Below are 21,358 nucleotides of genomic sequence, written 5' to 3'. Positions count from 1 at the left end.
CCACAAGGCAGGGGTTGTCCACAGCTTCCTGTGGACAACCCCTGTGTGTCGGTGACTATTCGGCCTTGGCGAGCTCGTGCGCGAGCACGTCGGCGAAGGTGAAGGTGCCCGTCGGCTGGTCGCCCTCGCCGAGCAGGTACAGCCGCTTCACGGCGATCAGGATGCCCTCGGCGACGATGTCGCGGAACGCCGGGTCGGACAGCTTCGCGCGGTCGCCCGGGTTGCTCAGGTAGCCGATCTCCATCCGCACCGCCGGGCACCGGGTGAGCCGCAGGATGTCCCAGGTCTTGGCGTGCGTCCGGCAGTCCAGCAGGCCCGTGCGAGCGGCCACCTCGCGCTGCAGGTAGCCGGCCAGCAGCTCACCCACGGTGGACGTGGTGCCCAGCCCGTTGCCCCAGTGGAACGACGCGATGCCCTGCGCGTGCGGCGAGGAGTTGCTGTCGCAGTGCAGCGACAGGAACAGGTCGGCGCCCGCGTTGTTGGCGAACGCGGCGCGCTCGGCCTCGGCCGGACCGTGGTCCGGGCCGCGCGAGATCAGCGCCTCCATGCCGGTGGCCTTCATCCGGCCCTCCAGCCGGCGCGCCAGGTCCCACACGATGTCGGCCTCACGCAGGCCGCCGATCTCCACCCCGGCGTCGGCGCCGCCGTGACCGGGGTCGATGACGATGCGCTTGCCCCGCAGACGCGGACCGGACTGGCGGACCTGCTCCTGCTCACGCAGCAGCACCGGGCGGCCACCGCGGGCACGCGGCGAGAGCTGACGCAGCGCGCGGACCGTCGCCGGGCCGCAGATGCCGTCGATGACCAGGCCGTAGTCGCGCTGGAAGCTGCGCAGCGCCTGCTCGGTCTTCGGGCCGAACACGCCGTCGGGGCGGCCCGCGTCGTAGCCCAGCTCGGTCAGCCGGTCCTGCAGCGCGAACACGTCGTCGCCGTGCACCGGCGAGGAGATCAGGTAGGCCAGCGGGCGGCTGCCCAGGTGGAAGGTCGCGCCGCGCAGCACGTGGTAGGTGGCCGGGCCCACGACACCGTCGATGAGCAGGCCACGGCGCTGCTGGAAGCCGCGGACGGCCCGTTCGACCTCGTGGTCGAACAGGTTGCCGGCGTCCGGCCGGAGCAGTCCGATCGAGGCCAGCATCGACCTGATCTCAGCGACGTCGTCCCCGACGTCGCCGCGGCGGAGCACCCGCATGCACTCCTCGCTCTTTCCTTGGGCATCGATCGAAAACCGATGCGGCACAAACAGATATCGGGCTAGCCTCGGGTACCCATTCTGCCCTGAGAACTCTCCGTGACCGCGCAGGGCCGGTCGGTGCGTCATCCGGGCGGGTGGCATGGAAAAACCCGGGGGCCCGTCTCCAGAAGACGTTCACCCCCGGGTCGAGGTTGCCTGCGTCAGGCGAGCACGTCGGACAGGTCCGACAGGAGCGCGGCCTTCGGCTTGGCGCCGACGATCTGCTTCACCGGCTTGCCGCCCTGGAACAGGATCAGCGTCGGGATCGACATGACCTGGTAGTCGCGGGCGGTGCCCGGGTTCTCGTCGATGTCCAGCTTCGCGACGGTCAGCTTGTCCTTGTGCTCGGCGGCGATCTCCTCGAGCACCGGGGCGACCATCTTGCACGGCCCGCACCAGGTCGCCCAGAAGTCGACGAGAACCGGCTTGTCGCTGGTCAGCACGTCGTCGGCGAAGGACTGGTCGGTCACCTTGACGGTGTCGGACATTTCATCTCCCTAGTTCGGTACGGGCTTGCGGTCGGTCAGTTCGCGGAGCCGTAGCCGCCGCCCACCAGTTCGGGCGCGACCTCGGCGTCGGGGTTGCCGGCGTGCTCGGCCAGCCAGCGCTCGGCGTCGATGGCCGCGGAGCAGCCCGAGCCGGCGGCGGTGATGGCCTGCCGGTAGGTGTGGTCGACCAGGTCACCGGCGGCGAACACGCCCGGCAGGTTGGTGTAGGAGGTGCGGCCCTTGGTCAGGACGTAACCCTCCGCGTCCAGCTCGACCTGGCCCTTGACCAGGTCGCTGCGCGGGTCGTGGCCGATCGCGACGAAGAAGCCGGTGACGTCGAGCACCGACTCCTCGCCGGTGACCGTGTCCGCCAGCTTCAGGCCGGCGACGGTGGTGTCACCCAGCACCTCGACGACCTGCTTGTTCAGCGCCCACTTGATCTTCTCGTTGGCGCGGGCGCGCTCGAGCATGATCTTGGAGGCGCGGAACTCCTCGCGCCGGTGCACGATCGTCACCGATCGGGCGAACTTGGTCAGGAAGGTGGCCTCCTCCATCGCGGAGTCGCCACCGCCGAGGACGGCGATGTCCTGGTCGCGGAAGAAGAAGCCGTCACAGGTGGCGCAGGCGGAGACACCGCGGCCGAGCAGCTCCTGCTCACCGGGCACGTGCAGGTAGCGCGCCGCCGAGCCCATGGCGAGGATGACGGCCTTGGCCGCGTAGCGCGTGCCGTGGGCGGTGACGTACTTGACGTCGCCCTCCAGCTCGAGCTTCTCCACGTCCTCGGCGCGCAGCTCCGCGCCGAAGCGCTCGGCCTGCTTGCGCATCTCCTCCATCAGGTCGGGGCCCTGGATGCCGTCCCGGAAACCGGGGTAGTTCTCGACCTCGGTGGTGGTCATCAGTGCGCCGCCGAACTGGGAACCCTCGAAGACCAGCGGTTCGAGCTGGGCACGTGCGGCGTACACCGCGGCCGTGTACCCGGCCGGACCCGACCCCACGATGATGAGGTTCCGAACGTTTTCCGCTGCCACCCGTAGACCTCCGCTCGTCGTGACCTGCGTACCAGGCTCAACACGATCGTAGGGTCCGGTGTTCCCGAGGTGACACGCGTCGCCCGTGACGTAAAACGCGCCTACCCGATCACCTTGTCCACCAGCACCCCGGCGTCGTTCGCGCCGCAGGCCGGGGCGAACGCGACCAGCCGGAACTTCGCCAGCTGACCGGTGGTCAGCAGGGTCAGCACGGCCGGCTGCCCGTCGATCGAGCCCTGGCGGACCCCGATCGGCTTGGCGGTGTCGGCGAAGCCCGCGGCGGTCAGGCACGCCTGCAGCGCGTCGGCGTTGCCCAGCGGCCCGTAGTCGAAGGTGCCCTGCAGCTGGCCGACCGCGCTCGCGGTCTGGTCGCTGCGCAGGTTCAGCGGCGGTTGTGCGTCGCTCTGGCCCGGCGGCGGCGCGGCCACGTTGCCGCCCGGGGACGGCGAGGTGCCGCTCGGGATGGCGATCGCGACGGCGGCCACCGCGGCGGCGGCCACGGCCACCACCCCGCTGATCCAGCCGATGCGCTTGTTGCGGCGACGGCGGGCCGCGTCCAGGCTCACCACCGGCGCCACGCCGGACTGCTGCTGCGGGAACGCCCGCCGGGCCTCCTCGGCGATCGCCGCGTCCAGGCGGGCGGCGTACTCCGCGGGCATCGGCGGGACGTCCGCGCTCAAGCCGGCCAGGTCGGCGGTGGTCGCCTCCAGTGCCTCGATGATCGCGCGCGCCTCGGGATCGGCCTGCACCCGCGGCCACAACCGGGCGGCTTCGTCGTCGTCCAGGACGCCGGCGTGCAGGTCCGCGAGCAGGTCGACAGACCAGGGCGGGCCGGCGGCCTCGATCCCCCGACTCTCGTCCGTCATCGTCCCTCCCTCTCGCGCTGTGCCCCAGACCGGCCGCCGCGCTCCCGTTTGCTTTCGGAAGTTGGGACGTTCGCTATTGCATCCGGGTTCCGGAGATGGCCGAGAACTTTGGCGAGTTTGGCGCGGCCCCGGGCGCACCGGCTCTTCACCGTGCCCTCCGCGATCCCGAGCATCCGCGCGGTCTCGCTGACCGAGTACCCCTCGACGTCGACCAGCACGATCGGCATCCGCTGGTCCTCCGGCAGCTGCGCCAGCGCCTCCTTGATGACCAGCCGGGTCTCCCGGTCGGCCATCGAGTCGCGCGGGGTCGCCGGTTCGTTCACGCCGGTCTCGGGCAGTGGCACCGTCGGGCGGGCCTGCCTGCGCCGGACCCGGTCCAGGCACGCGTTCACCACGATCCGGTGCAACCAGGTGGTGACCTGGGATTCGGCGCGGAAGTTCGCGGCGGCGCGGAAGGCGGAGATGAAGGCGTCCTGGAGGGCGTCGGCGGCTTCCTCGGGGTCGCGCAGGGTGCGCAGAGCCACCGCCCACATGCGGTCCCGATGCCGCCGGACCAGTTCGCTGAACGCGTGCGGGTCGCCCGACGCGTGCGCCGCGATGAGGTCGGCGTCCGTTGGTGCAGCTGCGGTCACCCGCAGCACACTACTGGGCGGGCAGGAAGGTCAATTCGCCTATCTGGGACTGGTAGCCCTTGTCCGTGTCACTCAGCTGAGTGATCCAGATGATCACGTACTGCGCCTGCTGGGGCTGCGGAAGAGTGATGTCGGTGGTCTGCCCGTTCAGCGTGGCCGTGCCGACCACCCGGGTGTCGGCCAGCTCCGGGTTGCGCGAGTCGGCCACCCGGACCTCGATCGAGGTGCCCGGGCTGTCCGCGGCCACCGTGATCTTCGCCAGGTTGATCGGCTTGTCGAAGCTCGCGAGCAGCCCGACGCCCTCCTTGATGGCCGGGAACTGCTGCCGGTACTGGTCGGTCCGCCAGATCGTGCCCGGGTCGCCGTCCACGGTGTTGCGGGCGCGGCTGGTGTTGTCGCCGTTGCCGTCCGGGTTGTAGACCGTCACGCTCTCCGGCCCGACCGCAGCGCCGATCTGCGCCTGCCCACCGGTCGACGGGGGCGGGTTCGGCGACGGGTTGACCGGCGCCGACGCGGACGCCGTCGGGGTCGGGTTCGCCACGTTGATCGGCGGCCCGCCCGAGCTGGGGTCGTCCTGGAAGAAGCTGATCGCCAGCATGCCGAGCCAGGCCAGGATGGCGACCGCCGCGACGACCAGCACGGTGACGCCGAGCGCGAGCTTGCGCCGCCGCGCGCGGTCCTTGACCGGCTTCTTCGTCGTCCAGATCGTGCCGTCGCCGTCGGCCTCCATCTGGGCCTTGATCAGCTGGGTCCGCTCCTCGGCCTCGGCGGCCATCTCCAGCGCGCGCACGATCGCCGCGCTGGTGCGGATGCCGCCCGGGCCGCCGTCCTCGACGGTGCGCACCGCCAGCGACGACAGCTCCTGCGGCACCGACGGCTGCAGCGAGCGCGGCGGTACCAGGCGCCCGTTCGGGGCGTGCGGCGCGGCCGGGATCGCGGCCGGCCCGCCCGGCAGCGGCCAGCGACCGGTGAGCAGCAGGTACAGGATGCCGCCGATGGCCTTCACGTCGTCGCGCAGCGTCGCGTCCGGCAGCGGGCCGGGGAAGGCCAGGCGCAGCGAGCCCTCGGTGGTCAGGCGCAGGCGCTGCGGGTGGTCCAGGCCGAGCACGAGACCGGAGTGGTGGGCCCGCTCCACGGCCTCGGCGAGCCGCTGCACCATCCGCGCCGCGGCGAGCGGCTGGACCGGCCGGTCGGCGACCAGGTCGATCAGGTCGGTGCCCTTGGTCCACTCGGTGACCACCACGCCCAGCAGGCCCTCACCGGAGGTGATGCCGTTGCCGAGGGTGAGCACGTCGAGCACGCGGGCGACCGCTTCGTGGTTGAACTTGGCCGCGTGCGTGGCGCGCTCGAGCGTCTTGCGGGCCTGACGTGCGGCTTCGGCGTCCGCGGGGTCGCCGACGAGCAGCGTCAGCGCGACGTCCCGCCGCAGCTGGCCGTCCCGCGCACGCCACAGGTGGGCGCCCGCCCGCTCGTCGATGCCGAACTGGGCGAGCAACCGGTACCGGCCGTCTCCGACGACGCTGCCCGGCGCGAGGGAGCCTCCCCTCGCGCGGACGCCCGTCCGGATCGGACCGGACTGCTCGCTCCGCTTCTCGTTCACCCCACGCTCTCTCTCCCGCGTCTGAGATCGAGGGTACGTGAACACGTGGGGTGAGACAGGGTTATCCGTGAGTGGTTCGTTACCCGCGCTTGATCAAACGGGTGATTCTCTTCGTGGCCGGCGCCAGCTCGTCCACCTTGAGCAGCGCGAGTACGCCGAACGACACACCCAGGCCGACGATGCCCTGCAGGATCAGCTTGATCCACGCGGTCAGCCGCTCGCCGAGGTCCGGGACCACCCAGCCGACCGCGATCGCGGCCAGCACGCCCAGCCCGCTGGCCACGACGGTGAACAGGATGACCCCGAGCACGCGCCTGCTGCGCAGGTTGCCCAGGCTCACCCACAGCCAGACCTGGCCCATGATCGCGCCGACCACGAACGTCAGCGAGTTCACCATCATCGCGCCGAGCACGATGTTCTGGTCCGACAGCAGCACCGGGCACAGGTACAGCAGCGGGATCTTGACCAGGGTCATCACGACCATGATCAGCGTCGGCGTGCGGGCGTCCTTCATCGCGTAGAACACCCGCAGCTGCAGCATGACCAGCGCGTACGGCAGCAGGCCGAACGCCGAGATGGCCAGCGCCTCGCCCAGCCGCGACGCGTCCGCGGTCGAGTTCTCCCCGCCGCTGAACAACGCGACACCGACCGAGGTGCCGATCACCGACATCACCGCGGCGATCGGCACGAGCATCACCGTGGAGATGCGGGAGGCGTAGGACAGGTCGGCGACCACCTTGCGGGTGTCGCCGTCGGCGGCGTTGCGCGACAGCCGCGGCATGATCGCGGTCAGCAGCGAGACGCCGATGACGCCGTACGGCAGCTGGAACAGCAGCCAGGCGTTGGAGTAGATCGTCACACCGCCCGGGTCACCGCTGGTCAGCACGCGGGTGTTGACGGTGAAGCCGATCTGGCTGACCGCGACGTAACCGAGGATCCACAGCGCGAGCCCGCCGAACTCCTTCATGCGCTTGTCGATGCCCCAGCGCCACCTGAACCGGAACCCGGTGCGCAGCAGTGGCGGCACCAGCATGACGGCCTGCACGACGATGCCCATGGTTACGCCGATGCCCAGCAGCAGCAGCTTCGGCTGGCTCATCTCGACCGGGTTCCAGGTGATCTCACCCGGGGTGAGCATGAACACGGCCAGCGTGAAGATCACGACCAGGTTGTTCACCACCGGCGCCCAGGCCGGCGGCCCGAAGATCTGCTTGGCGTTGAGGATCGCCGACAGCAGCGCGAACAGGCCGTAGAACAGGATCTCCGGCAGCAGCAGCCGCGCGAACGCCGTGGTCAGCTCGGAGCTGGTCTTGCCCGGGTCGCCGTCCAGGTACAGCGAGGTCAGCCACGGCGCGGCGGCCACCGCGACGATCGTGCCGATCACCAGCAGCACGAACGCCACGGTCAGCATCCGCTGCGTGTAGGCCAGACCGCCGTCCTTGTCGTCCTGCGACCGCACCAGCAGCGGCACCACGACACTGCTCAGCACGCCGCCGAGCAGCAGCTCGAAGACGATGTTGGGCAGCGTGTTGGCGATGTTGAACGAGTCGTTCACCACGCTGGTGCCGACCGCCCAGACCAGCATGATCTTCCAGAAGAACCCGGTGATCCGGCTGATCAGCGACGCGATCGCGATCCGGCTGCTGGACCTCGCCAGCGACGGCGCGGCCGGCTTCTCCGGCGCCTCGACCGGCGGGATGAACCCGGTGGCGTCGAGCCCCGGCCCCTCGCCGAACGACGTCGACGGCGAGGTCGAGATCCGCGGCATCATCCGCGTCGCGAGCGCGTCGTACGGGCGCAGCACGTCCGGGTCTGCCACCGGCCAGCGGTTGCCGCCCTGCACGCCGCTGATCCGCGGGATCAGCATGGTCGCGTCCGGGTCGTTCGGCGGCAACGGCGGCGCACCGAACGGCATGCTGTCCTGGTGGCGCGGCCGCTCCTGACGCCACGGCCGCACCGGCTGGCGGCGGTCGGGCGGGGCCTGGCGGCCGGTCGGCGGCGGTTGCCTGCGATCCGGCGGCGGTGGCTGACGGCGTGGCGGCTGCGGCGGCTGCGGCGGTGGCAGCTGGCCCTGCTGGCGGTTCACCTGCGGGGGCCGTGGCTTGCCCTTCGCCGCAGGCGGGATCCGGCGGGTCTGCTCCTGCCGAGCGCGATCCGGCGGCGGGCGCCGTGGTCCGCGGTCGGCGGGACGCTCGGGTGGCCACCCCGGGTCTCTGTCCAACGCGCGCCCAATCCTCGCCGGTCCGGTTCTGGTGCCCCAGAGTAGTCGGTCAGGCCTTGCGGGCCCGGACGCGACGGTAGATCTGCCGCGCGGAGAGCAGCACCAGGGCCGCGGCGCCGGCGATGGTGAGGACCAGCGTGACCACGCCGTACTCGTTGGACCGCAGCTCGAAGCGCGCCGGGTTGCCCAGCGGCGTGCCGCCGGGGGTGGTCAGCGAGACGGTCAGGTTGAACACACCGGCGCGCAGGGCCTCCGCCGGGATCCGCTCGCTGCCGCCGAGGCCGGCCGGCACCAGGCGGTCCGGCACCTGCTCGACGCGCAGGCCGGGCGTGTTGCTCAGCTGGATCCGCACCGCGATCTGCACCGGCAGCCGGTTGTTGAACGACACCGGCAGCGGCGCCGACCCGGACGCCATCGAGATCGGCACCGGCGGGGTGTCCACCGTGACGCGGCCGAGCAGGCCGTCCAGCTCGGCGCGGGCGTCGGCGGCCGAGGCCTCCGCGGCGCCCTGCCACGCGCGCCAGGCCCCCGACGTGCTGCGGACCAGCGCGAACCGCAGCGGTTCGAGCAGCTCGGCCGGCTCCACCTGGGCGGCCGGGTCGATCTGCATCGCGCCCTGCAGGTCGGTCATCGTGGTCTCGATCGAGGACATCTCGTCGGTGACCGACGTCGGGGTCGCGGTGGCGAGGTCTTCGGAGTCGTAGCTCATCCGGGCACTGCCCGTGCTCGCGGTCGCCAGCAGCGCGGGCAGCGGCTGCGGGGCCAGCATGTTCCGGTCCACGAAGTCGCCGACGTTGCGCAGGAAGCCGGTCAGCTCGTCCTGCGTCGCCGTCCACCGGCGGGGCGGCGCGACCAGCACCGGGCGGGACGTGCCACCGGCGAGGCCGCCGCGGAAGGCGAGCGCGGCCAGGCCGTTCTGGGTCGCGATGTCCGGGTCGTCCACCGGCGTGGCGGCGGTCACCTCGGTGCTGCCGGACGTGCCGGCCAGCCCGGACAGGACCAGCGAGTCGACCTGCTGGGCGCGCAGCGCGGTGCCGTCCAGCGTGACCGCGCCGGACGACTGGCTGCCGGTCGACGAGTCGACCGGGTCGGTGATCAGGGTGCGCACACCGGCGGCGCTCAGCGCGGTCAGCGTGCTCTGGTCCAGCGCGCCGTCGGCCCACAGCACGCCGTTCTGCGGCGTCACGCCGAGCAGCTCCTGCACCCGGGCGCCGGTGTCCAGCGCGAACGGCAGCAGGTCACCGCCGCGGACCTTGGTCAGCGCGGTCAGATCGGCGTCGGCGTAGGGCAGCTGGACCACGCACTGCCCGGTGACGAGCTCCCGCAGCGACCGCAGCCACGTCTTCGCGGCCTCCGCGCCCGTTCCGCCGACGGTCCCGGTCCCGGTGCGGACCTGGTAGCCGCGGGACATCGCGTCCACGGTGTCCAGCAGGTCGGGGTCGATGGCGTAGCAGAGCGCGCGGCTGAGCTGGGGGTCGTCGCGGACCGCGGCCGCCGACTCGACCAGCCCGTACAGCCGCCCGCCGGGACGCAGCTCGGTCGCCAGGACGTCGTCGGACAGCACCGCGGTGCCCCCCAGCGGCGCGGCCACGATCCGCGGCCGGGTGTCGGCGATCGGCCACAGCATCGTGAACGGGGCCGGCGAGCTGTTCTGGCCGGTCGCGCTCTTGCCCGGCGCGGACAGGACGGGCAGCAGCATGCTCATCGACGCCAGCCGGGCCGCGCCGCCGTAGGCCGGGGTGCCGTTGACGTTGACCAGCAGCGGGTACAGGCCCGCGCTGTTCACCCGCAGGTTGCCGCGCGTGCCGTCGAGCCGGACGGTGACGCTGAGCTGGGCGCTCTCCCCCGGATCCAGCGTCGCGGGCTCGACGTCCACCCAGTCGGTGCTCGACGCGGCGGCCGCGGCCGCGCCGCTCATCGCGGTGCGCACCTGGCGCTCGGTGGTGAGCCGCTCGCCCAGCTCGAGCCGGACCTGCAGGTCGCTGATCCGCCGGTCGCCCACGTTGGTGACGGTGCCGGTGACGTTGAGCGTCACCGAGTTCATGGTGATCACGCGCGGGTTGACCTGCGCCACGTCGAGCCGGAGCCGACTGGGTGCCTCGGTCTGGGCACTCCCCGTGACCGGGACGAACATCGCGAGGAGGAACGCAACCAACCCGGTGGCGGCGAACCGCTTCACTCCGACGCTCCTTCTGTCGCTCGCGTGTCGTCGTCGAACAGCTCCCGCGCCTTGCGCACCAGGGACCGCTCGTCGGTGTAGGCGAGCCGGGTCTCCAGATCGGCGATCGGCACCCAGGCCACCTCGGTGACCTCCGAGTCCTCGTCGGACAGCTCGCCGCCGGTGGCTTCCAGGAGGAAATGATGCACCGTCTTGTGCACCCGCCGTCGCTCGGCCACGAACCAGTAGTCGATGGTGCCCAGCGGCCGCAGCACGTCCGCGGAGATCCCGGTCTCCTCCTTCACCTCGCGCACCGCAGTCTGCTCGATCGTCTCGCCGTCCTCGATGTGGCCCTTCGGCAGCGACCACAGCAGCTTGCCGTGGCGGTCCAGCCTGCCGATGAGCACCGCGTTCTCCCGGGCGGGGTCGACCACCAGACCGCCGGCGGAGGTCTCCACGGAGGTCGTCATCCGCCGGCCGCGGCGGCGTCGCGACCGGCGTCGCGGCTTACCGCCGCCGGAGCGACCGGCCGATCCAGACATGCTGCGATGCTAGTGCGTGGCGGCCGATTCCGGCCGCTACTGCGTAGTTGACTGTTCACTCCTGGTCGATGGGTAGGCTGGTTCCTCGTGTCTGTCATGGTTGAGTCCACCCCCGAGGCGGTTCGATCCCGGTGAACGAACTGACCGCGAAGCGGAACGCGGTGACCGAGCTGATGCGGATCTCGCCGCTGGCCGACGAGCTGGCCGGGCTGTTCGCGAAGGCCGGGCACCGGCTGTACCTGGTGGGTGGCAGCGTGCGGGACGCGCTGCTCGGCCGCCTGTCCGCCGACCTGGACTTCACCACCGACGCACGCCCGGAGCAGATCCTGAAGATCGTCCGCGGCTGGGCCGACGGGGTGTGGGAGGCGGGGATCGCCTTCGGCACCGTCGGCGTCACCAAGCGCGGCTCGACGCTGGAGATCACCACGTTCCGCGCGGACGTCTACGACCGGGTCAGCCGCAATCCCGAGGTGACCTTCGGGGCTTCGATCGAGGGTGACCTCAAGCGCCGCGACTTCACGGTCAACGCGATGGCGATCGACTTGTCGACCAAGCAGTTCGTCGACCCCCACGACGGCATGGATGCGTTGCGCCGGAAGGTGCTCGACACCCCCGCGACCCCGGAGGAGTCCTTCGCCGACGACCCGCTGCGCATGCTGCGGGCCGCGCGGTTCGCCGCCCAGCTCGGGTTCGAACCGGCGCCGCGCGTGGTCACCGCGATGACCGAGATGGCCGGCGAGATCCAGCGCATCACCGCCGAGCGGGTGCAGGCCGAGCTGTCGAAGCTGCTGCTCGGCCGGTTCCCGCGGCGCGGGCTGGAGCTGATGGTGGACACCGGGCTCGCCGAGCACGTTCTGCCCGAGGTGCCCGGTATGCGGCTGGCCATCGACGAGCACCACCAGCACAAGGACGTCTACCAGCACTCGCTGACCGTGCTGGAGCAGGCGATCGCGCTGGAACGCCGGGACGACCCGGACGCCGAGCCGGACCTCGTGCTGCGGCTGGCCGCGCTGCTGCACGACATCGGCAAGCCGGCCACCCGCCGGTTCGAGCCGGGCGGCGGGGTGAGCTTCCACCACCACGAGGTGGTCGGCGCCAAGATGGCCCGCAAGCGTTTGCGCGCCCTCAAGTACCCGAAGCAGGTCATCGAGGACGTCGGCCAGCTGGTGTTCCTCCACCTGCGGTTCCACGGCTACGGCAAGGGCGAGTGGACCGACTCGGCCGTGCGCCGGTACGTGACCGACGCCGGTGAGCTGCTGCCGCGGCTGCACAAGCTGGTCCGCGCCGACTGCACGACCCGCAACAAGCGCAAGGCGGCCGCGTTGCAGCGCACCTACGACGAGCTCGAGGAGCGGATCGCGCGCATCCAGGCCGAGGAGGACCTCGCCAAGGTGCGGCCCGACCTGGACGGCAACGAGATCATGAAGATCCTCGGCCTGCCGCCCGGCCCGATGGTCGGCAAGGCGTGGAAGCACCTGAAGGAGCTGCGCCTGGACCGCGGACCGCTCGACCACGACGAGGCCGTCGCCGAGTTGCGCCGCTGGGCCGCGGAGAACGGGCTGTAACTTCAGGGGGCGTCGAGACGACCGGGAGGTCGTGATGTCCCCACCGCGAGCGGCGAGTTACCTGGGCACCCTGCTGCGGCGCGGCGCGCCCGCGATGGCCGGTGCGACCGGCGGGCTGGACGACGAGATCGCCGATCCGGCGCCGGTGTCCCCGCTGGCGCGGATGCGGCGCATGGCGGGGCCGGTCGACCTCGCGGCGCGGGACAACCTGCTGCTCCGCGCCACCCGGTACGTCGCGATGGTCCCGCTGGTGTACCGCGTGCTGGCGGTGGCCGGGTCGCTGGTGGCGTTCCTCGCGGCCGGGCACGGCGGGGTGGCGCCGGTGGTGGCGGTCGCGGTGTGCTCGATCGCCCTGAACCTGTACGGGCTGCGGTGGTTGTTCCGGTCGGCGCCGTTCCACGGTCGCGGTGCGGCGCGGCTGCTGGTGCTCGACGTGGTGTTCACCCTCGCGGCCAACGTGGTGGTCGCGGCGACGGTGCCGTCGCCGGCCTTCGCGACGGCGATGGCGGTGCCGGGCAAGCACCTCCTGGGTGGGGTGGCGCTGCTGACGCTGGCGTTGGGCCTCGGGTACGGGTTCGGGCTGATGCTGGTGAGCATCCCGCTCGCCGGGGTGGCGTGGTGGCTCAACAGCGGCGTGTTCAACGTGAAACAAGCCTTCGCCGGGGTCGGGACGATCGTCGGCGTTCTGGTGACGGCGACCGGCGCGCTGGTGCTGCTCGGCCTCGGCACGCGGCTGGCGCTGGCGTACGGCATCCGGCACGGCCGTGAGGCGGAGCGCGCGCGGCAGCACCGGATGCTGCACGACACGGTGCTGCAGACGCTGGAGACGATCGCCCTGCCCGGCTCCGGCAGCAGCGAACACCAGTTGAGCGAGGTGCGACGGCTGGCCCGCGCGCAGGCGATCGAGGTGCGGCAGACGATCGAAGGCGCGGAAGGCAGCGGCCCCCTCGGGGAGAAACTGGCGGCCCTGGCCGCGGAAATGGCCCGCGATGGCCTGCGCGCCCAGCTGGTCATGGCGGAGCTGGACGCGGACACCCTGACGGAGGTCCGGCAGGCCGCCATCCGCGACGCGGCCCGCGAGGCGCTGCGGAACACGTTGAAGCACTCGGGAACCGACCGGGTCGTCGTCCGGACCGAGGAGCGGGACGGCGGGGTGGCGGTGATCATCCGCGACCACGGCGCCGGCTTCGACGAGGCGGACCGCCCGCCGGGCTTCGGCATCAGCGAGTCGATCACGGCGCGCCTCGCGGAGGCAGGCGGCCAGGCGCGGGTGGAGTCGAGCCCGGGCAGCGGAACTCGCGTGACGCTCTGGATGCCGCGATGATTGACGGGGTATCGCGCGGTATGGCGCGCTCGCGCTGAAAGGGGCTGATTCCGGGTGGATAACTTGCCGCGCATGACCGAAGAACAGAAGGACACCCGGAGGCTCGCCATCGAAGCACTGGAGACCGCCCGCGAAGCCCGTGTGCTCGCCGTCGCAGCCTCGAAGGAAGTCGGCGACGTCTCAGCTCAGTTGAGAGGGCACATCACGGTGCTCCACGCGCTGCGCGAAACCCAGCTCGAGCAGGGCGCTCGGTTGGATCGACTCGAACGGAAGGTGGACGAGGGCTTCGCGCGGGTGGACGCGAGGTTCGAGCAGGTGGACCTGCGGTTCGAGCAGGTGGACGCGAGGTTCGAGCAGGTGGACCGGCGGTTCGAGCAGGTGGACCGGCGGTTCGAGCAGGTCGTCGACCAGATGAACGCGAGGTTCGACCAGCTGACTGCGTTGATCAAGAGCAGCAAGCGCTAAAGCCGCTCCAACCCGCCCGTCTCGACGTGGTGCCCGACGGGGTGCGGCAGGAAGTACGCCACCGCCCCGCCGGGCATCGTTCCCCACGGCTGGGTCACGCCGGTCAGCACGCGGACCGCGCGCGTCACCCGGTACCGCGCCCGCTGACCCTCCCGCTCCGGCAGCAGCGACGTCTCCGGGAACCGCGCCGTCTCGTCGTGCACCAGGTTTCCGGCCTCGCCGCCGAACCGGACCAACACCGTTCCGGCGGGCAGCGTGATCAGCCGCTTCGCGCGGTAGAAGGTCAGCGGCGGCTCACCGCGCAGCGGCGCGATCGGCCAGTCGCCCTCGTCGTCGACCACGCGCACCGGGTACAGCAGCAGCGATCCGAGCAGGAACCGCGCCGCCTCCTCGACCCGCGCGAACGCCGCCGGCTCCGCGCCGTCCGGGCCGGTGACCTCCCAGCTCGACTCCGTCCGCCGCAGGCTCCACGCCCCCTCGGCCCGCGCGCCGATCCGGTACGCCGACGGCGCGATCCCGTACTCCGCCAGCCGCCGCTCCAGCACGGCCAGCACCTCCGACGCCCGCAGCCCGTACGGCGGGTCGCCGCCGCGGTCGGTCAGCGTGACCGCGTCCACCTCACCGGCCTCGGGCTGCGGCGGCAGCGGCCTGCCCAGCAGCTCCGCCTCCGCCGCGGCGAGCACGTGCGCCGGCACGGTCGGCACCCGGTAGCCCTGCGCCCGCACGTGCGCGGCCAGCTCCGGCTGCGGCGGCAGACCGTATTTCCGCAGGTAGTGCGGCACCGCCGCGGCCCAGATCCACACCCCGTCGGTGTGGAAGGCGTCGGGCACGTCCGGCGGGATCGCCGGCGCGAACAGGTCGGGCAGCCGGTTCGGCCGGGCCACGGCCACGGGCGCCCGGTAGAGGTAGTCGAACAACGCGCGGGCCTCGTCCGGCGGCAGGGCCTGCCGGTTGACCACGGGCGGCTCGCCGGGCCCGTCGACGACGGCCGCGTGCCGGAACGCCACGTCCACCGGCAGCCCGGCCTTCGCCGCGAGCCAGTCCGGGACCTGCTTGCGGTCCCGTGGGAAGTGCTCCAGCTCCGCCTCGTACGCCCGGGCCGTCGGACGCCCCGCCGGTGACTGGCGCCAGTTCGGCTCGGCGGCGGAGTCGTAGTCGAACGTGAACTCGGCGGGCGCGACCAGCGTCAGCGTGCCCTTGAACCACGTCCCGACGCCCGGCTGGTACATCGCGGCCCGCAGGTCGCTGAACAGCTGCCCGAGCCGCGGCGACGCGGGCAGCGACACCGACTCGCCTTCGCCGGCCGCCCGGATCTCGATCTCCGCGTAGTCCCCGACCTGGCGGAACTGCGCGGCGATCCGCTCCCAGCCGTCCGGCACGACGTCCCGCAGCAGCCGCGCGATCTGGCGCACCAGCTCCTGCGGATCCCCGGCGCCGAGTTGTCGCGCACCGGCGGCGAAGTCGTGCCGCTCCTGCCAGATCGCGGTGATCTCGGCTTCCGTGGCCTCGACGCTGAACTCATGCAGGCCGAGCTGCTGCGCCCGCACCTCGTCGGTGCCGTTCCAGCGCAGCGTCAGCCCCTCGCCCGGGGCGACGCGGTAGATGTCGTCGTCGAACAGGCAGTGCGTCTGCAGGCTGAACGTCGCGGCGACCTCGGCCTCCGGCAGGACCTTCGCCGGGCGCCCGGAGTACTCCTCGTCGAAGTCCGGCGGAGCGTCCTCGCCGGGCGGGGTCACGAGCAGCACGGTGCCGTCCGCGCTGGAGCGTTGCGCCGGGAAGACGCGCCCCTGCCACACGGCGTACAGCCCGTCCGGCCGCTCCGCCAACTCCACTCGATACCGCACGACCGTCAGTCCTTCGGATACCGCTGCGGCCAGGTCTCCTGCAACGACCTGCTCCGCGCGACGCCGTACAGGTTGAAGTACAGGTAGACGTCGTTGGCGAGGTTGTCCAGCAGCCCCAGCGGCGTCAGCGCCCCGACCAGGTCCGCGGGCAGGCCGGGCACGCCGACGCGGGCGCCGATCAGCGCTCCGGTGAGCGCGGCGGTGAGCGGCGGGTCGGCCGACTGCAGGCCGGCGACCTGGATCGCGGCGAACGGGTCGTGGTGCCGCTTGGCGGCGGTGAACACGGCCCGGCCGGCCACCGCGAGCGGGCTCGCCGGGTCGCCGAGCGTCTCGATCTGCTCGGCGTCCGGGATGTCGCGGCCGTCGCGCAGCGCGAGGACGATCGCGGCGATCTCGTCGAACGGCGCCTGCCCCGACTTCCGCAACTCGCCCAGGACGGCGTGGAACGGCCACGGCGGCTCGCCGTTGACCAGCACCTTCCTCAGGATCCGCACGAGGAGTTCGATCGCGGTGGCGGTCTCGCCGTCGGCGCCGGTCAGTGCCCGCGCCACCGTCAGCTGGTACGGCAGGCCGGTGCTCTCCAGCTCCAGGCCGGCGGTCATGGTCGCGGCGAGCACGGCGGTGAGCGGGTTCGGCGGCGCCTCCGGACCGGCCCCGAGCGCGACCGCGAGCCAGCTGTCCGGCTTCGGCGCGGGCGGGAACCCGGGCGGCAGGTCGCCCGTGGCGTTCATGAACGGCAGGCCGCGCAGGACGGTTTCGGTGTGCCGCAGCATCTGCCGGGTCATCGGGCCGAGCACGTCACCGTTGCCCAGGGCGAGGCACTCCCCGACGGCGAACCCGACGTAGGCGCCGACGACGCGGTGCCACGCGAACAACCCCGACGGCGTGCCGGTGTCCTGGAACTTGCCCATCGTCCACGGCCGCGGCGCGGGCCGTCCGCTGTCGTCGTAGTGGTTGACCAGGCCGTTCCCGGCGAGGTCGGCGGGCCACTCGACGGGCTGGCCGTCGTGGCGCAGCCGCAGGTTGCGCACCCACCGGGCGTAGGCACGCGCGTAGCGCTCGCACTCGTCGGCGCTGAGTTCGTACCCGTTCTTCCGGGCCCAGCCGGCGACCGCCGTGAGCCGCTTCACGACCAGTTCGCCGCCCAGCTCGTACTCGGCGCCGAGGCGGGTGGCCAGCTCGGTGACGTGCGGCGAAACCTCGGGCGCGACCTCGTCGGCATATCGACCCGGCTCGGGCTCGATGCCGCTGATCTCCTCCGCGAAGTCGACGGCCATGGACAGGGCGTGCCCGGGATCCAGGTCCAGCCGGGTCTCTCCCGAGCCGGGCCGCAGCAGGTCACGCGGCCGGATCCGGCGCCACCGGTGGATGCCGGCCGGGATCGTGACCGTCGCGCTGTAGGCCGGGATGACGACCCGGTCGTCGCGGGTTCGGCTGCGGACGGGCTCGCCGTCACCGCCCAGCGGAACGAGGACCTCGCAGTCGAGCAGCTGCCGCCGCAGGGTCGCGTCGTCGATCCAGCCGACCCGGCGCATGCCCATCAGCTTCGCCGCGGGCGTGGTCGCCTTCGGACCGCCGAACCACTCCGGACCGGGCCGGTGCGCGGGGTTCTCCCGGACGTTGCCGGTCGGTTGCTCGCGCTCGTCGACCTCGATCCACCGCACGATCGCCGGCTCAGGTGTGGCGAGCCCGGGGAACTCGTTGCGCCGGAACTCGGGGTCCAGCACGGTCTTCCAGTCGGTGAAGTGCTGCACCGTCACGGCCGGATCGCCGGATAGCGCCGAAGCCATCGCTGTCCTTCCTCCCCCTCCGGGATCCCCTCGAACCGGCGGGTGACGTCGGTGACGACCCGCTCGATCAGCGGTTTGAGCTCCAGCTGGTCCACCCACTTCGGCGGCAGGCCGGGCACGCCGTTGCGGGCGCCGACCAGCGCACCGGCGATCGCCCCGGTCAGCGCGCTGCGCCCGGAGTGGTTCACCGCGCGCAGCAGCGCGACCTCGGGGTTGTTCTCGAACCCGGTCACCGCGGCGAGCGCGCGGCCCAGGACGGACGGGGTGTCGCGGCCGTCGCCGACCTCCTCCGGGTCGGGGAGGTAGTACATCCCCTGCTCCGGAATGGCGATCAGCGACCGCGCGGCCAGGTCACGCACCGCGTCCCAGCCGGGGCCCTCCCGGTCCCGCAGCACGGCACCGGCCGACACCCACAACGCCGGGCTGAACTCGCGCTCCAGCGAACGCTCGAACAGCAGGCCGAGGAAGACGGCGAAGGTCAGGTCGCCCTCGTCCGATTCCGGCAGCGCCGCGAAGGCCCGGACCGCCGCCTCGGACGCGCCGAAGGGCACCTCGCCCCGGCCGCCGATGGTCAGCACCCCGGGCAGGGCGCCGAGCAGGACCGCGGGGCCGGAGCGGAGGTCGGCCGGATCGGGGTCGCGGACGGCGTGCAGCTCGTCCAGGTTCGGCAGCCACCCGTCGATGCCCGGCACCGTCTCGCCCTGGGTGTGCAGCCACCGGGTGGTCGCCTCGCGGGCCGCGTCGGCGCCGCCGCGCAGGACGGCCTCGGTGAGGAACAGCAGCCGCTGGGTGAGCGGGCCGATCCGCCCCGGCGCGGAGAGATCGGTCAGCTGGTCCGGACCGTGCGCGCGCACGATCTCCTCGCGGCTGAGGCGGTCGACCGGCGCGCCGAGAGCCTCGCCGAGCGCGAAGCCGACGTACGCGCCGAGCAGCCGCTGCCAGCTGAAGTTGGTGTCCTGCCCGACGTCGGCGAACTTGCCGAACGAATCGACGCGCAACGTGGGCCTGCCGTCGTCGTCGTACCCGGGGGTGAGGCCGAACGCGGCGGGGTCGTATGGCGGCCGTGGCGGCAGCGCCATCGCCATGCGCCGCACCCAGGAGCGTCCCGTGACCACCCGGTAGCACTCGTCCCCGGTCAGCTCGAAGCCGTGGGCGCGGGCGCTGTCCCCGGCATCCACCGGCGGCTCGACGGGCTCGGGCAGGCCGATCCGCGCCGCGGTGTCGGTGGCCCACCGCGTCAGGTCCGCCGAGGCCTCCACGCACTCGCCGGTGACCTCGATCTTGTCGCTGTAGCGCGGGAACTCCGCGTGCGCCGCGCGGATCTCCTCGGTGGTGACCTCGACCGGCAGCTGCCACGGACCGTGGATGACCAGGTCGGCCTCCGGTACGTGGCTGAGGAGGGTGACCGGGTCCAGCCAGAACCACTCCCGGCTGCCCGGCGGGAAGAAGCGCGACGACGTCCACAGCTCGACCCGGCGGCGACCGTCCGTTGTGGACTGGTGGCGCACGCGGCCGTCGGCCAGCGGCACCAGCATGCTCTCCTCGAGCAGGCCGAGGACGAACTTCCGCTGGTCCAGCCAGCCGACGTGGCGGAACTCGACGAGGGAGTCGAGCGTGGTCCACGGCATCGGGTAGCCCCGGCGGCTCGGCCCCGTCCGGTACTCGGGGTTGGCGCGGGTCTCGCCGGTTTCCGTGCCGTCCGGCAGGTAGCGCCGCCAGCCCATGATCGCCGCCAGCGGCACGCCGAGGCGGCCGAGGCCGGAGCCGGCGTACTCGGGGTCGACCATCTCGGCCCAGTGGTCGCGGCCCGGGTACTGGGCGGGAATGCTGAGCCCGCCGAAGATCGGGGACGCGTGGCGCAGATCGCCCTCGGGGTCCCGCACGATCAGGGCCGGGGGCGGGACGATCCGCTCGCCGGGGTCGCCGCCGTCGAGGAACGCGGCCGAGTTGTAGGGGACGTACCAGCCTTCCGGGCGCCGGACGAGGTTCGCCTGGTCGACGCGCAGGTCCGCGCTCGGCCCGTGGACCTCGCGCAGCCACTCCTCGACCTTCGCGACCGCTTCTGCCGCTTCCACTACTCGATCCTTTCCAGGCTTCCGTCGGCCACGTGCTCGCTCAGCGGTTTCGGCAGGACGTACGCGACGCCCCCGCCGGGCAGGTTCGCCCAGGGGATCGCCACGCCGATCACGACCGCGAGCGTGCGCCGGAGCCGGTAGCGCCGCTCCTCGCGATCCCGCTCGATCGGCAGCGAGGTCGCGGCGAAGCGGGTTTCGTCGTGGTGGACCAGGTTGCCGCTCTCGTCGCCGAAGCGCAGCACGACCGTGCCGGCCGGCAGGCGGACCACGCGCTTGTTGCGCAGCAGGGTCAGCGGCGGGTCACCCTCGGCGGGCTGGATCGGCCAGTCCGCCAGTTCGGCGGAGGTCTCCAGCGGCGTCTCGGCACCGCCCGTCATCCGCGCCGGGTGCAGCAGCAGGGCGCCGAGCAGGTGCTGCGCCGCGTCCTCGGCGCGCTCGAAGTACTGCGGGCGCACCGGCGCCCCACCGGCGTAGCGCGCGACCTCCCAGCCGCGGTCGGTCGGGTTGAGGCACCACGCGCCGTCGGCCCGCGACGCCAGCCGGTAGGCCGCGGGCCACACGCCGTGCTCCGCGAGCCGCTGCGCCAGCACCACCAGCAGCGCGGGGTCCTCCAGCGCCGGATCGGTGCGGGTCTCCAGCTCGGCGGCGATGTCCCCGGTGGTCGGCAGCGCTTCGCCGGGATCGGCCTTGGGGCGGGACCGGCCGAGCAGGTCGGCGGCCGCGGTGCGCCGGGTCAGTTTGTCGACGTACGGCGGCTGGAAGTCCTGGTCGCGGATGTGCGTGAGGAAGTCCGGCTCGGGTGGCGTGCCGTACTTGCGCAGGTAGTGCGGCACCGACGCGTGCCAGATCCAGGTGCCGTCGGTGTGGTAGCTCTCCGGCACGTCGGATTCGGTGCCACCGCTGAAGATGTCCGGCCCGAGACCGCTGCCGACCAGCACCGCGGGCTGGCGTTCCAGGTACCGCAGGAGCGCGGGCACCTCGTCCGTGGGCACCGGCGGACGGCCCATGACGGGCGCGTCACCGTCGGCGTAGGAGTCGACCACGCGGGCGTGCCGGAACTTCGTGCCCAGCGGCAGTCCGGCGGCGCGGCGCCACCAGTCCGGCAGGTGCTCCGGGTCGCGGGGAAACGCTTTCAGTTCGGCCTCGAGCGCGGCGGCGAGGTCATCCGGCGGGGTCTGCCACCACGGTCGCGCGGTGGTGCTGACGTCCAGGTCGAACTCGCCGGACGGGTGCAGCGCGTAGCGGGCCTGCAGCCAGGCGCCCACGCCCGGCTCGTACATGGCGTCGCGCAACTCGCCGAACACCGCGGTCAGCTCGGCCGGTGCCGGGTAGGCGTGGCCGGAGCCGCGCGTGAACGCGATCGGCTCCAGCTCGGTGTGGTCGCCGACCTGGCGGAAGTGCAGCTCGATCCGTTCCCATCCGGACGGCGCGTCGGCACGGGCGAGCGTGCCGACGCGCACGAGCAACGGACGGTGCGGCTCCATGCTTGCCGTCGCCTCCCTGCGCATCTCCGTAGTGCCGCTCACTGT

At 72.5% G+C, this 21,358-nt stretch carries 16 protein-coding genes; 3 read left to right on the top strand and 13 right to left on the bottom strand.

Features of this window, described 5'->3' with window-relative positions; translation table 11 throughout:
* Positions 1-55 precede the first annotated feature (55 nt).
* The 9 genes from L1857_RS02245 to L1857_RS02205 form a co-directional block, all read right to left on the bottom strand.
* Positions 56-1,189 (bottom strand): N-acetylmuramoyl-L-alanine amidase, encoded by a 1,134-nt coding sequence (locus L1857_RS02245; protein ID WP_094003313.1) that lies wholly within the window; start codon positions 1,187-1,189, stop codon positions 56-58.
* Positions 1,190-1,392: 203 nt separating this feature from the next.
* On the bottom strand, positions 1,393-1,719 hold the full coding sequence (gene trxA / locus L1857_RS02240) for a thioredoxin (RefSeq protein WP_094003312.1): 327 nt from the start codon (positions 1,717-1,719) through the stop codon (positions 1,393-1,395).
* 35 nt (positions 1,720-1,754) lie between these two features.
* Positions 1,755-2,747: a thioredoxin-disulfide reductase gene (trxB, locus tag L1857_RS02235; protein ID WP_094003311.1), complete on the bottom strand. Its 993-nt coding sequence runs from the start codon at positions 2,745-2,747 to the stop codon at positions 1,755-1,757.
* A 101-nt stretch (positions 2,748-2,848) separates the two neighbouring features.
* Positions 2,849-3,613, bottom strand: coding sequence for an anti-sigma factor (locus tag L1857_RS02230; protein ID WP_116110416.1), 765 nt, complete (start codon positions 3,611-3,613; stop codon positions 2,849-2,851).
* A complete protein-coding gene (gene sigM, locus L1857_RS02225) occupies positions 3,610-4,245 on the bottom strand; it encodes an RNA polymerase sigma factor SigM (protein ID WP_094003369.1) in 636 nt (211 codons plus the stop codon). Before sigM ends, L1857_RS02230 begins: the two co-directional genes overlap by 4 nt.
* Before the next feature lie 10 nt (positions 4,246-4,255).
* The gene (locus L1857_RS02220) at positions 4,256-5,845 is read right to left on the bottom strand and encodes a protein kinase family protein (protein ID WP_094003309.1); all 1,590 of its coding nucleotides are present in this window, start codon (positions 5,843-5,845) and stop codon (positions 4,256-4,258) included.
* A gap of 79 nt (positions 5,846-5,924) precedes the next feature.
* Positions 5,925-7,760 carry a murein biosynthesis integral membrane protein MurJ gene (murJ, locus tag L1857_RS02215; protein ID WP_249464347.1) on the bottom strand — a complete coding sequence of 612 codons (1,836 nt, stop codon included), beginning with the start codon at positions 7,758-7,760 and terminating at the stop codon, positions 5,925-5,927.
* Between the two features lie 355 nt (positions 7,761-8,115).
* Positions 8,116-10,245, bottom strand: a complete 2,130-nt coding sequence (locus tag L1857_RS02210; RefSeq protein ID WP_116110413.1) for a DUF6049 family protein — start codon at positions 10,243-10,245, stop codon at positions 8,116-8,118.
* On the bottom strand, positions 10,242-10,766 hold the full coding sequence (locus tag L1857_RS02205; protein ID WP_162830491.1) for an NUDIX hydrolase: 525 nt from the start codon (positions 10,764-10,766) through the stop codon (positions 10,242-10,244). Before L1857_RS02205 ends, L1857_RS02210 begins: the two co-directional genes overlap by 4 nt.
* Positions 10,767-10,897: 131 nt before the next feature.
* Here L1857_RS02205 and L1857_RS02200 point away from each other — a divergent pair, with 131 nt between their 5' ends.
* The 3 genes from L1857_RS02200 to L1857_RS02190 all read left to right on the top strand — a co-directional run bounded on the left by L1857_RS02200 (position 10,898) and on the right by L1857_RS02190 (position 14,120).
* Positions 10,898-12,331: a CCA tRNA nucleotidyltransferase gene (locus tag L1857_RS02200; protein ID WP_116110412.1), complete on the top strand. Its 1,434-nt coding sequence runs from the start codon at positions 10,898-10,900 to the stop codon at positions 12,329-12,331.
* Positions 12,332-12,365: 34 nt separating this feature from the next.
* Positions 12,366-13,655, top strand: a complete 1,290-nt coding sequence (locus tag L1857_RS02195) for a sensor histidine kinase (protein WP_094003305.1) — start codon at positions 12,366-12,368, stop codon at positions 13,653-13,655.
* 72 nt (positions 13,656-13,727) lie between these two features.
* Positions 13,728-14,120, top strand: coding sequence for a hypothetical protein (locus tag L1857_RS02190; RefSeq protein ID WP_116110411.1), 393 nt, complete (start codon positions 13,728-13,730; stop codon positions 14,118-14,120).
* Here the strand turns inward: L1857_RS02190 and L1857_RS02185 are convergent.
* Genes L1857_RS02185 through L1857_RS02170 form a run of 4 tightly spaced genes read right to left on the bottom strand, consistent with a single transcriptional unit; the run spans position 14,117 to position 21,337 of the window.
* On the bottom strand, positions 14,117-15,964 hold the full coding sequence (locus L1857_RS02185; RefSeq protein ID WP_249464344.1) for a TNT domain-containing protein: 1,848 nt from the start codon (positions 15,962-15,964) through the stop codon (positions 14,117-14,119). The two genes, L1857_RS02190 and L1857_RS02185, sit on opposite strands and share 4 nt — an antisense overlap.
* 5 nt (positions 15,965-15,969) lie before the next feature.
* Entirely contained in the window at positions 15,970-17,754 is a 1,785-nt protein-coding gene (locus L1857_RS02180) for an ADP-ribosylglycohydrolase family protein (protein WP_249464340.1), read from the bottom strand.
* Entirely contained in the window at positions 17,721-19,829 is a 2,109-nt protein-coding gene (locus tag L1857_RS02175) for an ADP-ribosylglycohydrolase family protein (RefSeq protein WP_116110408.1), read from the bottom strand. The genes L1857_RS02180 and L1857_RS02175 overlap by 34 nt, the downstream gene beginning before the upstream one ends.
* Positions 19,829-21,337, bottom strand: a complete 1,509-nt coding sequence (locus tag L1857_RS02170) for a TNT domain-containing protein (protein ID WP_249467343.1) — start codon at positions 21,335-21,337, stop codon at positions 19,829-19,831. Before L1857_RS02170 ends, L1857_RS02175 begins: the two co-directional genes overlap by 1 nt.
* Positions 21,338-21,358: the final 21 nt, after the last annotated feature.

Origin of the sequence: Amycolatopsis thermalba (assembly GCF_023376025.1) — a bacterium.
Taxonomy (GTDB): domain Bacteria; phylum Actinomycetota; class Actinomycetes; order Mycobacteriales; family Pseudonocardiaceae; genus Amycolatopsis_E; species Amycolatopsis_E thermalba.
This window is presented reverse-complemented; position numbering and strand designations above follow the sequence as displayed.